Below are 15,759 nucleotides of genomic sequence, written 5' to 3' on the forward strand. Positions count from 1 at the left end.
GCTACATCAAAAGGAAAATTACTTTTCAGCTGCCGATTTCTCCTCTACATCAGCATACATCGATTCGATCTCATCTTCATAACGTTCTTTCACAACTGGGCGTTTAACTTTCAGCGTAGGTGTAAGCTCACCAGAATCAATAGAAAATGGTGTTTCAAGAAGTACAAACTTTTTGACGGTCTCCCACGGCGAAAGCTCATTATTCACTTTGTTAACCTCACGCTGAATAAGCTTACGGACCTCTGGATCTTCATTGGCAGGATCAGAAATTGATCTTCCCTGTCCTTTTAGTCGTTTTTTGACGTTTCCATAATCAGGAACAATGAGAGCAGAACAAAATTTTCGCTGATAGCCAATCACCATTGCCTGATCAATAAAACCGCTTTCACTGAGCAAGTTTTCAATCGTTTGAGGTGCCACATATTTTCCGGTTGACAATTTAAAAACTGACTTTTTACGATCCGTAATAAACAAATAATTGTCTTCCAGCTTGCCCACATCACCAGTCATAAACCAGCCATCATCGGTAAAGACCTCATTGGTTTTTTCGGGGTTATTATAGTATCCCTTCATCACATTTGGACCTTTGGCCAGGATTTCGCCGTCATCCGCAATTTTAATATCTACATTAGATAATGGCGTTCCCGAACTGCCTATGCGCATGTGGTCTTCATCATGAACTGACAACACCGGTGATGTTTCCGTAAGTCCATAGCCCTGCATACAGACAAAGCCAAGCGCATTCATAAATCGGAATAAGTTATTCGACAGGGCTGCACCGCCGCTCACCATGCCAAGGAGATTTTCACCAAATAACTCTCGTATTTTCGAATAAACCAACTTATCTGCAATTTTGTGCTTGATGGCATCAAGTCCACTGGGCGGGTTTTCGGGGTCGTACTCTTCGGCCCGGTTAATAGCCCAATAGTAGAGCTGCTTTTTGAGTCCGCTCATCTCCTGCCCCTTTACCTTAACTCCCGTATGAATTTTCTCCAACAATCTCGGTACCGTTGCAAAATAATAGGGTTGAACATGTGCAAAGTCGTCGCGTATCTCATCCACATCCTCAATGTAGTAAATAGGATATCCCATTCTCAGATACATATAAGTGATCATCCGCTCAAAAACATGCGAGAGTGGCAAGTACGAAAGCATACGCTCACCTTCACCTACTTCCTCATTAAAAGGAACACGCTCCAGCGAAGCCAACAAATTCGAAGCAATATTGTTGTGCGTCAACATCACTCCTTTGGGATCGCCGGTCGTGCCGGAAGTGTAAATTAACGACGCCAAGTCATCAGGATCCACCTGTGAGCACAATTCTTCAAATAATCCTGGATTTTCTTCGTGCTTTTTGGCCCCCATCTCCAGGATATCATCAAAATCTTTCAGTTTATCATGCTTTGATCCAAAAATTGAAATAATAGCCTTTACATTTTCAATTCCTTTCACAATCGGCTTGGTATCTGCAAATAGGTCATCATTCGAAACAATATGAACCTTTGCATCTGAATTTTTGAGAATATACTTAATCTGTTCGCCAGGTTGTGTGGTATAAATAGGCACATTAACCGCTCCGAGAGAAAGGATAGCCTGATCGCAAATAACCCATTCAGCACTGTTTTCAGAATGCAAACTCACTTTATCGCCAGCCCGTACTCCAAGCTCGTATAATCCCAGCGCTAACTTCCGAACCTTTTCTTGGAACTCCTCTTTCGAAGTATCCACCCATTCCCCATTGCGTTTGGTGGATATAAAAACTTCTTTATCATGCTTTTTTATACCCTTTTCAATTTCAGTAATGATGGTAGTTGGATCGTAAGCCATAACAGTACGCTATTTAATTGTCGATGACGTTTGTTACCAATAATTTAAACGATTGTAGATGATTTAAAAGTCTATTTAAATTTTTTCTTTGTCTTTTATAATTATCTTAAGTATCCACTAATCTATTGTAACAGAATCATTTATGTATATCCAACCGAATATCGAAAATCGCGTTGAAAAATTTCTTTCTATCACAGAAAAAAACATGGGAGGTGCCCTTGGCATTTCGTTTACTTCTTTCAAATCGGATGAAGTAACGGCAACCATGCCGGTTGATGAAAATACCATTCAACCTTTCGGATTGCTTCACGGCGGCGCTTCTGTTGCTCTGGCCGAAACGCTGGCATCTATCGGAGCTTGGTTAAATATCGAAGAAGAGGGTAAAACGGCGGTAGGCGTGGAAATTAATGCTAACCATGTACGCTCGGCCCAAAAAGGAGAAACCGTTCGTGGCGTTTCCAAACCCATCCACACCGGACGTCAAACCCAAGTTTGGGAAACAAAAATTTTTAATGAGGATGAAAAATTGGTGTGCATATCGCGCTGTACGTTGGCAGTGGTAGATATTTAGATATGAGTATTGGGAGGTGAGACTACACATTACAAAGCATTTTTTTCTGTAAGGAATCCCTATCTACCTGATCTTACTTTTAGCATAGATAAGTTAAAAAAGAAATAGTGCAGTAAGTCTCAATACTTTCTACTTTTGACTTAATACTAAATCACTCATAAAGCTGCTGCAACAATTTCCGCTTGGTAACAGGAAAAATCGTCTCCCGAAAGGGAAAATCCAGATCAGTGTTAAAAGCAAAAGTTGCCGGATTAGGCAATTCTTTGTTTTCATCAATCAGATCCAGTTTGATAGCATTCGGTGATCGATGTGCGCTTCCCTGTTCAAGCCCTTTCAAAAAAGCCGTTTTTAGCGACCTGTACTTATCCTGCGCACTTTCAAAAACGGTGAGTTCATACTGAAAAAGCAATAATTTCGACTCTTCATTATCAGGCACAAAAAAGTAGCCCTCATCTGTATAATTAGGAATAATGCCCACCTCTTCGAGCTTTATCTCGTCGTTGACAAACTCATAAATCGTCTTCCCTTCCTCAATTTTTGCCTTGAGATGTGGCAACGCCCACTCAATAAGATCTTCTACCTGGGAGAGATCTGACCCATCCACAAAAACAACTTCGTGTTCGATAACTTCATTAACAAAATCGATTTTTTTGATGCGCTTTGGAAATTCATTGCGCAAATCGCGCAGACGATTTAGGATATCATCAAGAGTGTTATAGAGTTCCACAAGATGACTTAGATGCGGATAAATCTTATTCATTTGAAAGTCATTCGAAACAGATTTAAGTCCCGCCAAAATTTTATACTGCTGGGATTCAAAATCCGATTGTACTCGTGTAAACAGATCGATATTGAGCGAATATGCCATAGTGACCTCCTTCTTTTGTACCGTACGATAGATGATCCTTTTTTCAACCTTAATTAATAACGAAGAGAGGGGCAAGTTTTATTGTTTGGCTATGGTATGAAGGTCGGAACCGAGAGCATGGTGTTTGAGGCAGAAAGTAAAAATAAGCAAAACTTACCGCTACTTTTTAAATAATGACTTCTCAAAATTAGTGATCATTTTACTGAGGATCTCAATTTCATCAAGTTTAACCTTTAATATTTTTGAAGACATATGGTCTCGCTTTTCATAAGAATTAAAATGTTTGCTGTTTCAAAGCAGGATTTTCTTGAATAAGAAGCGGGCCAAATCTTTCTTTGAATTCGAACCTACTCCTTCTGAGATATTATTCTTGATACTCATAACAGCACCCCGTAACTGCTCAGCAAATCTAAACTTTTTATCATCTTCCAAGGTATCCGATAAATCGAAATTGACTCATAGTTTTTCTCTCCTGATGTTAATATGAATTAATAGTTCAAAAATAGCCTCCTATCCACCTCTCCCAAAAATCCATACCCCATGCTCCGAATCTCATGTCATCATTCCTCCCGAAACTGCACATCCTTCCAATCCTCAAAATGATGAACCACTTTTCTACGCTGGTACTTTCCCGTTGAGGTCACCGGTATTTGATTCCCAAAAACAACCACTTTGGGAGACTTTGAAAATGGCAAGTGCTCTCGACAAAATTCCAAAATGGCTTCTTCATCCTCTTCAACACCCTCTTTAAGCTGGACATAAGCTCCCACTTCTTCTCCATACCAATCGTTTTCAAATCCCACGGCAATACCGGCCTTGACGCCTGGTGCTTTATTTATCACCTCATCAATTTCAAGCGGCGCAAGATTCACACCACCTCGGATGATGAGTTCTTTCAACCGACCGGTAATAAAAAAGTATGATCGTCCTTGCTCATCATCCACATAAAATCCCTCATCACCACTACGAAACCAGCCGTTTTTAAATGTCTTTTCATTGGCTTCCTGATTGTTATAGTACTCCAACATCACATTCACGCCACGGATCACAATTTCACCACGCTCCTGCTCCTGTAGCGCATTACCATCCTCATCGTGGATCGCCATTTCATTCGCTGGAATAGGTACACCAATACTCGGATACCCGTAGTCAGCTATCCATTTTTTGTGTTCTTCCCGATCCAAATAAATAGGTAAAAAACAAGAGTAACAGGTCGTCTCAGAAAGTCCGTAGCCGTGCATAATGGGGATATCAAATCGATCTTCAAAGGTTTTAGCTACTTTGACAGTCAGTGGCCCCGCACCACATATCACATGTTGTAACGACGAGGTATTGGGGCTATCCCTATCCACATAATAATTATTGAGATACTGTAGCAATGTAGGCACCATGCTTACGATATGAACACCTTCCTCTTTGATAAGAGGAAAAAATCGACTGGTTCTAAATTTTTGATTAAGCACCGTTGAACTACCAACGAAAAAGGGTGTAATAAGCGTAACCACCGTACCATTTACATGATGGATCGGCAACACGCACATCATACGTGTTTGGGCATCTATCTGGTGCCAGTTGGCAATACTGCGGGCGTCTTCAAGCAGATTACGTTGACTTAAAACAACCCCTTTAGGTGCGCCTGTGGTTCCAGATGTAAACACAATCAGGGCTTCGGATTCAGCCAGGGAATCTTTTGGCAGCTCTAAGTCACCTTTCTGAGAAGTAAAGTTTTCGATCTCTCCTTCACAAACAATCCACTCTACATTTTTCAAGTATTCATATTGTTCCAGGATGCCTCGAAATCGCTCACGATATTCCGTGCGTACAAATGCCAGCTCTACTTCTCCATTTTCCAGGATATAGGCAATGCGCTCATCATCTTCCCCCAAATTTATAGGCACTACCACTAATCCCAATAACCAAGCGGCAAAATATTGGACCACTGTGTGCCAGTGATTATGAGCAATAGTCGCTACACGATCCCCTCGACTTAATCCACGATTTTGTAAAAAACGAGCACAGTCAAGCACCTGCTGGTAAAATTCTGCATAGGTAACTTCAATACGGTTATCATTTTCATCAATATAGATCAGATACTCTGTCTTTTTCTCCGAACGAGCCCCTAACAAGCCAGAAATATCTTGAAATGGCAAGGTCGGTAATTCTCCTGATATATTTCGTGCGTGATCTATTTTTTTCTGAAGCTCTTTAAAATCCATAACTACTGTTTTTATTCCCCGTTGATCTGTGCTCAATTTTAGGTTTTGGCGGGCGGAAAGGCAAACCTATAACCACATTTTGAACGAACTTTTGCCCGCAGTATGTTTAAAAAAGTTATATACGATCTAAGATGGAGCTATGAAAAAGCTTAATTATCTTCTCGTTTTGCTTATTACTGGGGCGGGACTTTGGCTCACACTCGACAAACCAGCCCCTCTTCCACCAGATCAACTAACACCCCCATCTTCTGTAGACACTGTTTTGACTGACACCCTCCATTGGAATCACCCGCGCTTTGATCAGCGCAAAGAGGAGCGACACCAAATGGTAGAAGATGATATTATCAGCAGAGGGATTACAGACTCATCTATTATTGCAGCGATGAAACACGTCCCACGCCATTTTTTTGTCCCAAAAAATCACCAAAATTTAGCCTATTCCGACCGACCATTGCCAATTGGACATGATCAAACAATATCTCAACCCTATATTGTTGCCTATATGACCAAATCGCTTGAGGTTGAACCTGGAGAAAAGGTGCTCGAAATTGGTACGGGCAGCGGCTACCAGGCTGCCGTGTTATCCGAATTAACCCCACATGTTTACACTATTGAAATTGTAAAGCCACTGGGCGATCAAGCTATTCGTCGATTTAAGATACTCGGCTATCACACCATCCAAACAAAAATTGGCAATGGCTATACAGGATGGCCTAAGTATGCCCCTTTTGACAAGATCATACTAACTGCCGCTCCTCAAGAGATTCCCCAACCATTAATAGATCAACTGGCACCTGGTGGTATTATGATTGCCCCCATCGGTAGTGTGGACAGCAATCAAATTCTAACCAAAATCACCAAAGATGAAAAGGGTAACCTGTCGCGACAAAAAATGCTGCCCGTTCGTTTTGTGCCGATGACGGGGAAATCCCAAAAGCAATAAAATATTGCTTATATGACTTACGCCTTGACAATTTAGAAGTACCAAGTATCCTTTATTATAACTTATTTTGCGAGATTCTAAAATTTATACAGCGAAGTTTTAACACAGGTTACAAGGTTCAGGATTGCATAGCATAGGATCTTTTCTTTAAACCATTAAGCTCCTTTCCGCTCTAAAATGCGGGGAGATGTCAGCTCGAAATCAGCATATTGCCATACTTCATCAAACTGATTTTTAACTTCTTGGGCTTCACTTTCGCGTCCCTGAGCCAATAAGCTTTGATACAGCCCAAAGAGCGCCCATCCATTGTTGGGAAACTCCTTAAGATCATCGCGAAAAACCTGTTCGGCCTCGGTAGCTTTACCGGCATCCAACAAAACTGTACCGAGATTATGGCGTACAGGGAAGAACCAATCTGGCGGCTCGTTGTAAAGCAACTCATCCTCAATCGCGATCGCCTCTTTTAATGACTCAACAGCTTGGTCATACTCATTATTTTTGGCATGAATTTCCCCCTCCAACACGCGGGCAGCAATCTGCATGAGATCATAAGCGTGATTCATTATGATAACCTCTTTTAATGAATCATCCGCAGCAATAGTTTTAAGATTATCGAGGCTTTGCCTTGCGCTGTCAATCTCTTCGTTAGCCAAAAACGCCATTCCACGAGCATAATGCCAAACACCACGAGGATAAAGTAGTTCCTCATCAGGTTTTGGAGTAGACATAATGGCATCCCATTCTCCAAACCTCACATTGCCATACATTGGGATAGCCCAAAAATGCTGCAAGAGTCCCATCCCCGGCTCACGCATCATGGTCGTATCGACATGCTCAAACGTATTTTTGGCAGCCTCTAAACTACGTTTCATGCGCCCTTCCAACGTAGCTGTAGCCCATAAAAAGTGATGATTGTGTGGCATATATCCCAGTGGATACATCCCTTGCTGATGGCATTGTGCCACATATTCATTATCGGATTCAATCGCCCGCTCATTAGCCTCCGACCCTTCGTGGTACATTCCCACACGGATGTAGGTATGTGCCGGCATGTGTACCAAGTGTCCCGCCCCAGGTACCGCATTACCCAGTCGTTTGGCACTTTCCAATGCTTTCTCGGGATTGGGTGAAGCTTCAGTGGCATGAATATACAGATGATTAGCCATTGGGTGATCGGGATGTTGTTCTATCACATTTTCAAGTATCCCTAAAATCTTGGGCGTCCACGGTTGTGCTTCTCCTTCCTCCGCCCAAAAATCCCACGGATGCAAATCCATTAAAGCCTCGGCATATAATACCTGCGCATCCATATCATCGGGATACTTTTCGGCTACTTCTTCCATTGCCTGAGCATAAGCACTGTCCAGCTGAGTACGATCTTCGGGCGGAATTTCAGCATAGCGCTTCGCCAGAGCATTAATATAATCCTGCTCGCGCTGCGTTCCATTAGCTCTCAACTCCTGCGCTTTTTGCAGCGCTTCCCAAGCTACCGGAATGGCATCAGGCATCATTGGAAGATTCAAATTCGGTCCCTGCACTAATGCCACACCCCACCATGCCATCGGATGATCGGGCTGAAGGTCGGCAACCTGACGGAATGAGCGCTCAGCTTCTTTATGATTAAAACCATAAGTCAAAATCATGGCCTGATCAAAATATTGATCAGCCAGCGTATCCTGCAGAGATACATCAAAATTGTGGTTCCCCATCCCCTCAAATAAGGGCGCTCGCTGATCGGCAAACAAATGCCGATCGTCAGATTCATCAGAACAACTGGTAAATAGAAAAAGACTACCAAGAAGCCCCATAACATAAATACCAGATGTAACTAAACGACATTTCCATCTATACATAATGCCCTCCTATTAAGAGATTAACAGAATAATATTATATACTTCTATAAGATATATTTGGATCCCGCCTTTCGATTCTTTAGAAACTTTTTTTGTACTAATAAATTATTCTTAGCTTCATTTATCATTCTTTTGTATTACGACTACAAATTCTGACATAATGACTATACTCAGATTAATCTTTACTCTTTTTCTGCTAACGTCTTTACCTATTATTTCTGTAGGCCAACAACCCACAGCCTCCTCACAAACTGATGCCATCCAACATATTGTAAGTACTATTCCATTTAATGAGATGCTTGAAGAAAGCCCACGAGACCTACACCAACAATTTTCTCAGAATCCATTTGGCTTACCTCCATCCCAAAATGAAAAAATGATGGAGATCTTTCTGGAGACCTTCACCACAGATACCCTTTCGGAACACATCCGCCAAACATTTGAAGACAGTATTGATAAAAAACACGCGCAGTCAGTTAATGAGTGGCTTTCTCAGGAAAAGAATCAGCCCTTAATCAATGCGGAAAAAGAGTATTATACTATTGAAGGTATACGAAAGCGTGTCGTAAACCGGTACGAAATGGAACAAGATCCGCCTTCTGCGGAGCGAAAAGAGTTGCTATCAAACCTTGCGCAAACCAAATCTGCCACAGAAATGGAGCTCGAAACACAGGTTATCCTGTTTCGCTCTCTGGTAAAAGCTTTTGGAATACTCAATACGCAAAGAACACTCAGCGATGCCCAAATTGAAGGCTTTGTCAGTAATTTTAGGAATCAAGCGCAATCGCAGATTGAGCGTGAAATAACACAAAAGCTGATGGTTCAATTTTATGGTATTGATAATGAGCTGATTCGCGACTATCAATCCTTTTATGAATCGGAAGCCGGCCGGTGGCTCAGCCAAACAACAGCCGAGGCATTGAAATCCGCTTACCAGAAAGCATCAGACGAATTTCTGCAATCCATTGAGAACTTATAACGAGTACTACCTCAGACCGTTAAACCATTATATCCTATGATTACCCGTATTCTTCTCATCATCTCCATCATCGCCACCTTCATTGGCTGTTCTACAACAGAACCTACTACACAACCAGAACCGACGGCTCCATCGGAAAAACAGCCAGAAGTTGTTGAAGAACCCATAGACTTTTCGACGATGCTGGAACCTCCAAAGGGCTGGCATCACTGGAATGAACAAGATACCCAGTTTCGGGGCATCAGCAGCAAAAATGCTTATGAGACCGTGCTTAGCAATAAATCGCCTCAAAAAGAAGTGGTGGTAGCAGTCATTGATGGCGGCGTAGATCCCGAACACGAGGATCTCGATGATGTTATGTGGACCAATGAGGATGAGGTTCCTGCTAACGGAAAGGATGACGACGGCAATGGATATATAGACGATGTTAACGGGTGGAATTTTATTGGCGGATCGGATGGCAAAAATGTAAATCATGACACCTTTGAACTCACACGCATTTATCGTGATCTGCACCAACGGTTTGCCAATGTAGATACGACTACCCTTAATAAGCAAGCACGCGAAAAGTATGTCTACTACAAAGAAATACGGTCGGACTATGAAGCGGAAGTCAATCAACTCAATCAACAGTACAAAAATATTGAATCGCTAAACCAGAGCATGCAGGAAGCACAGAATATCCTCGATAACCATTTCGCGGATTCCTCATATTCATATGAAGATATTCAAAACCTACAGCCCACCAGTCAAGAGCTCAATTTTGCCAAAAATGTAATGAGCTATATACTCGAAAATGATATTGATTCTACGCTCATTACCGATCAAAAGAAACAGATTTATGAGTTTGCTAAATATGGCTACAATCCTGATTTCAGTCCGCGGGATATTGTTGGTGATAACTATGAGGACAAAACCGAACGCTACTACGGGAATCATGACGTAGCAGGACCGGATCCCTCACATGGCACACATGTGGCCGGAATTATTGCCGCGGAACGTGACAATGGGATTGGGGTAAATGGAGTTGCTACCAACACACGCATAATGGCTATTCGCGCCGTGCCCAATGGTGATGAACGCGACAAAGACGTAGCTAATGCCGTTCGCTATGCCGTGGATAATGGGGCCGATATCATTAATATGAGCTTCGGGAAAAGTTATTCTCCCCACAAAGAAGTAGTAAATAAAGCCATCGCTTATGCCGACGAAAATGACGTATTAATGGTTCATGGTGCCGGCAATAGTGCTGAAAACAGTGATAAGAAACCCAGCTATCCCACCGATAAGTATGAAAATGGAGGATCTGCTAATTTATGGCTGAGTGTTGGGGCTACTGCATGGAAACCAGATGAAAATTTTGTAGCTCAATTCAGCAATTACGGCAATGAAACCGTAGATCTGTTTGCACCCGGCGTAGATATCTACTCAACCATGCCCGGCAACGAGTACAAATTTCAAGAAGGTACCAGCATGGCTTCCCCCGTTGTGGCCGGATCTGCTGCACTCATTATGGCTTATTATCCTCATCTGTCAACTCAACAAATTCGACAGATCATCATGGAAAACACTACCCGGTATGCTGATCAAGAGGTCATTCTCCCAAATGAGGGAAATCCAGAAGCTTCGGAAACTGTACAATTTTCTGAACTATCTGTTTCTGATGGAGTTGTTAATGTTTATAAAGCCCTTCAGGCAGCAGAAGAATTAAGCAATCGTTGACCTTACCTCAACTCATAAGAAATTCTAAAGCTATACCATATATATGAAAAGATAAGATATAGTCTTTCTTACAACTTTGTATTAATGAAAGAACTATCTACTGGTTGATTAAGTAATCACCAGTAAAATATAGTTAATCCTCATTTTTGTACTACGTAATAATCATTTTGGATGTCATGATCCAACTGGTGAATCTCTATATCCTCGAATCCAGCCTCTCTAAGTAGTTCCTTCGCTTTTTTCCGTCCCCACATAGCACCAAGTCCATCTCCGCCCTGAGCCAACGACACCGACATACAATGCATGCACGAAACCGTATAAAGCGCTGGACCCAACGGATGATCCAGATTTTTATGGACATGTCCTGTGGAATGAATATCCTGCATGAGGTAAAGTCCGTCCGGCTTTAGCGTACGATTAATTCCCTTAAGTACCGACAGCGGTTTCGCCTGATCGTGGATCGCATCGAACGTAGTTACAAAATCATAGGCCTCCGATTCAGCTGTTTGCTCAAAGTCACTGGCATCACGGATCTCAAACTCTACGTTTTTCAAACCTCTTTTCTTAGCTTCGGCCCTTGCCCAGCTTATGGCTTCTTCTGACAGGTCCAGACCTTTAAATCTACTGTTCGGGAATAGTCCGGCCATTTTAAGAATTGCTCGTCCGCGACCACATCCTACATCCAGAACGGATTTCCCGCTTTGAAGTTCTCCGACAAGTCCAGGAACTAATGGCAGAATATAATCTTCAAGCGCATCTACGACTGTCATTCCGCTATCTTCGGCCATCACTTCATGGAATCGATCATACTTTTCATAGGGTACTCCTCCACCATTTTTAAAGCATTCCACAATATCGTCTTCAACACTACCCAATACTGAAATATATTGTGACATAACAGCAAGATTTTCTGAATCCGTACCCCTCGTTAATAGTCGAGTATGTTCTTTGGGTAGAAGATATCGTTCCGATTCATCTACCTCTACAATTCCTCCCGTGGCCATTGCTCCAAGCCACTCTCTAACGTATCGCTCATTCAGACCAGCATTTTCAGCCAACTCTTCACTGTCGGTCCAATTCATTTCAGCCATCGCATCAAATAACCCTGTACGGTGACCGATTGAAATCATTAACATTAAAGCACCACTATTTAAGGCCGTAACAAACCATTCGTCGAACCCTGTCTCAGTACTTGCCGTTTGAGGCATTGTTATCGCTGAATTACACATAGTATTTTACCATTTATTTATATTTTACAAACCAACTGGTCGGTATGTTATAAAACTTTATCAAAAAAAGCCAAAATAATTTGCTCTGATCTCATAATAAGCTAAAAAAACAATCATTTTTGTATGGTTAGAAGGGTTCAGTATATTACCCTCCGCTAACAAAAAAGACCAATCAGTATGTTACAGATAATCAGATATGGATAGAAGCCCAGAAACTACTCGTACTAAAATCATGAATGCCGCCGAATCAATGATTCTTGATAAAGGGTTTGCAGGAACTACCGTTAATAACATCATTGAACAAGCTGATGTAAGCAAAGGCGCTTTTTTTCATTACTTCTCCAGTAAGGCTGAGCTGGGAAAAGAGTTGGTACAACGCTATGCAGATGAGGATGCCGAACATCTTGAACAAACACTCGTCAAAGCAGAAGGTCTAAGTGATGACCCCTTACAACAGTTGCTTATATTTGTGAAGCTTTTTGAACAGGAAATAGAATCATTGGAAGAGCCCTTCCCTGGATGTCTCTTCGCTTCTTACCTTCAGCAGTCTGAGCTTTTTGATCACAACATTTTGGACATTATTCGAAAATCAATGCTACTGTGGCGCACAAGAGTTCTTGAAAAGCTCAAAAAAATCGAGCAAGAATATCCGCCCCGCCGCGAAGTGGACCTTGAAAGTCTGGCAGATATGTTGATGGTAATATTTGAGGGATCATTCGTTTTGTCTCAATCTTTGAATGAAAACAAAATTATCGCCCAGCAACTATCTCATTATCATAATTATTTAAGTATGCTATTTAAAGAATCCTCAAAATAACTATATATAATTATGGCTGTTTTAAAGAAAACGGTGATAAAAACCTAACTCGCTAAGGCTTGGACTTTTTTTAAAACTAAACTTCTATAACTCTTCCGTTCTCCCGAACATAATCCATAAAGCGTTTATAAACTTTATTGGAACTAACCGTAGAACTATCACCAACAACGATCAGCTTTCGTTTGGGCCGGGTCAATGATACATTAAGTCGACATACATCCTCCAAAAAGCCAATCTCATTGTTATTGTTACTCCGCGTCAGTGATATAATCACCACCTCTTTTTCACGGCCCTGAAATCCATCGACCGATTTTATCTCCAGGTTTTCTGTATCAATTTCTCGATCTAACAAATCAACCTGATCTTTGTAAGGACTAATGACCGATATATCCTCGGGTAGCATACCAGCTCGCAGCACATTCTCTACCATCTGTTTTACCAACAATGCTTCCTCAGGATTTTCTTTGGACGTCGATCCCTGTTTGGTTCGCTCAACAGCATTCCGGCCGGCGGTATCTGCAAATACTACCGGTTCATGCGGATCTAAAATCGACATCATTTCGTTGTCGATAGCATTGATATCCAAATCAAAATCCTCCAGTGTATGATTACTCACACTTTCATCAGCCGACAGGGTCCCATCATAAAATTCATTATTAGAAAAGTTCATAATTTTTTTGTGCATGCGATACTGAATCTCCAGCATACTTTTATGTTTAGGATACGAATCAGCAAGTCGCTCAAAAAGAGTATCCTTTAATCCCTTATTAGCCGCTTTGAGATTCTTAACCGTAGGCGGCAGTTGCCGATGATCACCGGCCATAATAACCTTTTGCCCATGCGTAATAGGAATCAAACAGCTTGGCTCGGTTGATTGCGTTGCCTCATCAATCACCACGAGATCAAAACTCCGATTGTCCAGCAATTCACTTCCAGCCGTACTGTTCGTTGTGCAAATAACCTGATTGCTTTCTATAATTTCATTTACAGCCTCTTCTCGAAGTTCATCGGCTTCACCAAACAACTCGTCTACCTCGTCCTGAATTTCAAGCCACTGTGCCATATTTTGAATTTTATCGGCGGATACGCCACGAGATCCCCGTCCTTCTTTGGCAAGTTCTTTGATCTTAGAATTACTCATCCCCCGGCGATATTTCCCAGAAGGATGGGTGAATTCCTCCTGCTCTTCTTTCTTCTCAAATGCCTGGTCCCGTAGCTCTTCTGACTTCTGATACCGTTCATTTTGTTCAATGACGCTATCCAGAGTATGTTCTTTTAGTTTTGGAGTTACCCGTGCCGGATGCCCTACGCGGACGGCTTTAACACCGCGTTCGAGCAGAAAATCCAACATATTATCTACGGCGATATTTGAGGCCGCAGTAGCAAGCACTTTTTGTCCATTTGCCACGGCCTGTTCAATTACTTCGATAGCAGTAGTCGTTTTACCGGTTCCCGGGGGACCATGAATAAGATGAAAATCCTCTGCACCAAGACTACACTGTACCGCTTCTTTTTGTGATTCGTTAAGTTCTTTATTGAACCACTGATCCACCTCTGTTTTTTGTAATTCTGCAGGGTCTTCAAGGCCAATAATAATATTCCTCAGCTTTGCCAACCGTCCATCAGCCTTTTCTAACTGTTTCAAGGCACTTTTCATCCGCTGATACGTAATATCATTCACATACAGATCCATCCGTAGCCCTTTGCCGAAGATAAAACTGCGGGGCTGATCAAAAGCAACGGTAATCGAATAGTTTGTTTTCTGTACTACCGTCCCTGTGGGATTGTCACTTAGCAACGGATCGCGACGGGATATCATAACCAAATCCCCCACAGAAATTTCGGTATCCGGGAGCGGCTCTCCCTGGTATTGGCGCATAAACTTTACCAACTTTCCTTCGAGGGCATTCCCTTCATCACGCCCCTTTAAATGTAAAACAGCCTTGCCCTCGGCCTGTCGCTGCTGGCCCGAAAGCGTACGTATACTTTCTTCATGCTGCTGCATCTCTGCTTCGCGCTCCAATTCCACGAGCTGGCGATACCTATCTAAATAATTGTAGATCGTTTCAATATCATCGAAATCCTGGTCCTCTACATTGCGGACCGACACGCGAGCATGTCCCACTTTTTTGCCATTCAACTTCGTAGCCAGCTCTTGACCATTGCCATTATTTACCTCGACAAGTGCTCTGGATCCGTTGATATCAATATTACCAATAATGGCCGGATCTATATCCGTCTCACCACCAATAGCTCCGAGGATATCTCCGGGTCCTTGGTTTTCAAGTTCAGTGATTAAAATATTGTCTTTGGACATACTCTAATCTCTGTTTTTCCTTCTATTTTCTGATTTAGCTACATCTAAACACAAGAAAAAGTCATAGCCATTCCAAAAACCTCTATAAAGATGAAATAGCAAATGTTAAAAGTTACGGGTACAAGTTATATCACTCAGCCGTTAAAGGCTCCATAATATAATCTATCTTCGTAATTTTATTGGCCGGAAAACCACTTCTGCGAGCATGCTCTTGGATAAGCTCTTCATTTGGAGCAAGATAAACGCAATGCGTTTTATTTTCACTCACATATGAATGGATCCACTGAATATCAGGACCTATATCTTTGAGCGCTTTCACTGATTTCATGGCGGCAGCTTTTCTATCTCGCGGGGAGAGTTTTCCCACCCCGGGCACTTCTCGTTCAATTACATATTTTGGCATTGTTATTCCTCACT

At 42.0% G+C, this 15,759-nt stretch carries 12 protein-coding genes and 1 pseudogene; 5 read left to right on the plus strand and 8 right to left on the minus strand.

The annotated features are described in order from the left end of the window. Window positions 1-18: 18 nt before the first annotated feature. The gene (locus AAFH98_RS13910) at window positions 19-1,827 is read right to left on the minus strand and encodes an AMP-dependent synthetase/ligase (RefSeq protein ID WP_342523382.1); all 1,809 of its coding nucleotides are present in this window, start codon (window positions 1,825-1,827) and stop codon (window positions 19-21) included. Window positions 1,828-1,969: 142 nt separating this feature from the next. Between AAFH98_RS13910 and AAFH98_RS13915 the strand changes: the two genes are divergently transcribed. Further along, window positions 1,970-2,398, plus strand: a complete 429-nt coding sequence (locus AAFH98_RS13915; protein ID WP_342523383.1) for a hotdog fold thioesterase — start codon at window positions 1,970-1,972, stop codon at window positions 2,396-2,398. Window positions 2,399-2,549: 151 nt separating this feature from the next. Here the strand turns inward: AAFH98_RS13915 and AAFH98_RS13920 are convergent, their stop codons facing one another. From AAFH98_RS13920 to AAFH98_RS13925, 3 genes and pseudogenes are all read right to left on the minus strand, one after another. Then, window positions 2,550-3,266, minus strand: coding sequence for a hypothetical protein (locus AAFH98_RS13920; protein WP_342523384.1), 717 nt, complete (start codon window positions 3,264-3,266; stop codon window positions 2,550-2,552). 291 nt (window positions 3,267-3,557) lie between these two features. Beyond that, window positions 3,558-3,701 (minus strand): annotated as a pseudogene (locus tag AAFH98_RS15115) (four helix bundle protein); the annotation flags it as partial. Between the two features lie 125 nt (window positions 3,702-3,826). Continuing rightward, window positions 3,827-5,482, minus strand: a complete 1,656-nt coding sequence (locus tag AAFH98_RS13925) for a class I adenylate-forming enzyme family protein (protein ID WP_342523385.1) — start codon at window positions 5,480-5,482, stop codon at window positions 3,827-3,829. Between the two features lie 139 nt (window positions 5,483-5,621). Between AAFH98_RS13925 and AAFH98_RS13930 the strand changes: the two genes are divergently transcribed. Then, the gene (locus tag AAFH98_RS13930; RefSeq protein WP_342523386.1) at window positions 5,622-6,425 is read left to right on the plus strand and encodes a protein-L-isoaspartate(D-aspartate) O-methyltransferase; all 804 of its coding nucleotides are present in this window, start codon (window positions 5,622-5,624) and stop codon (window positions 6,423-6,425) included. 155 nt (window positions 6,426-6,580) lie between these two features. Here AAFH98_RS13930 and AAFH98_RS13935 read toward each other — a convergent pair whose 3' ends face one another. Continuing rightward, a complete protein-coding gene (locus AAFH98_RS13935; protein WP_342523388.1) occupies window positions 6,581-8,278 on the minus strand; it encodes a tetratricopeptide repeat protein in 1,698 nt (565 codons plus the stop codon). A gap of 160 nt (window positions 8,279-8,438) precedes the next feature. Here AAFH98_RS13935 and AAFH98_RS13940 point away from each other — a divergent pair, with 160 nt between their 5' ends. Beyond that, window positions 8,439-9,257: a hypothetical protein gene (locus AAFH98_RS13940; protein WP_342523389.1), complete on the plus strand. Its 819-nt coding sequence runs from the start codon at window positions 8,439-8,441 to the stop codon at window positions 9,255-9,257. 36 nt (window positions 9,258-9,293) lie between these two features. Further along, the gene (locus AAFH98_RS13945) at window positions 9,294-10,979 is read left to right on the plus strand and encodes a S8 family peptidase (protein WP_342523390.1); all 1,686 of its coding nucleotides are present in this window, start codon (window positions 9,294-9,296) and stop codon (window positions 10,977-10,979) included. Between the two features lie 140 nt (window positions 10,980-11,119). Here AAFH98_RS13945 and AAFH98_RS13950 read toward each other — a convergent pair whose 3' ends face one another. Beyond that, complete coding sequence (locus tag AAFH98_RS13950; protein WP_342523391.1) at window positions 11,120-12,208, minus strand: class I SAM-dependent methyltransferase; 1,089 nt, start codon at window positions 12,206-12,208, stop codon at window positions 11,120-11,122. A gap of 196 nt (window positions 12,209-12,404) precedes the next feature. Between AAFH98_RS13950 and AAFH98_RS13955 the strand changes: the two genes are divergently transcribed. Then, window positions 12,405-13,025, plus strand: coding sequence for a TetR/AcrR family transcriptional regulator (locus AAFH98_RS13955; protein ID WP_342523392.1), 621 nt, complete (start codon window positions 12,405-12,407; stop codon window positions 13,023-13,025). Between the two features lie 76 nt (window positions 13,026-13,101). Here the strand turns inward: AAFH98_RS13955 and AAFH98_RS13960 are convergent, their stop codons facing one another. Then, complete coding sequence (locus AAFH98_RS13960; protein ID WP_342523393.1) at window positions 13,102-15,342, minus strand: IGHMBP2 family helicase; 2,241 nt, start codon at window positions 15,340-15,342, stop codon at window positions 13,102-13,104. A 130-nt stretch (window positions 15,343-15,472) separates the two neighbouring features. Continuing rightward, window positions 15,473-15,745 (minus strand): DUF4242 domain-containing protein, encoded by a 273-nt coding sequence (locus AAFH98_RS13965; protein WP_342523395.1) that lies wholly within the window; start codon window positions 15,743-15,745, stop codon window positions 15,473-15,475. Between the last annotated feature and the right edge of the window lie 14 nt (window positions 15,746-15,759).

Origin of the sequence: Fodinibius sp. Rm-B-1B1-1 (assembly GCF_038594945.1) — a bacterium.
Classification (GTDB): Bacteria; Bacteroidota; Rhodothermia; order Balneolales; family Balneolaceae; genus Fodinibius; species Fodinibius alkaliphilus.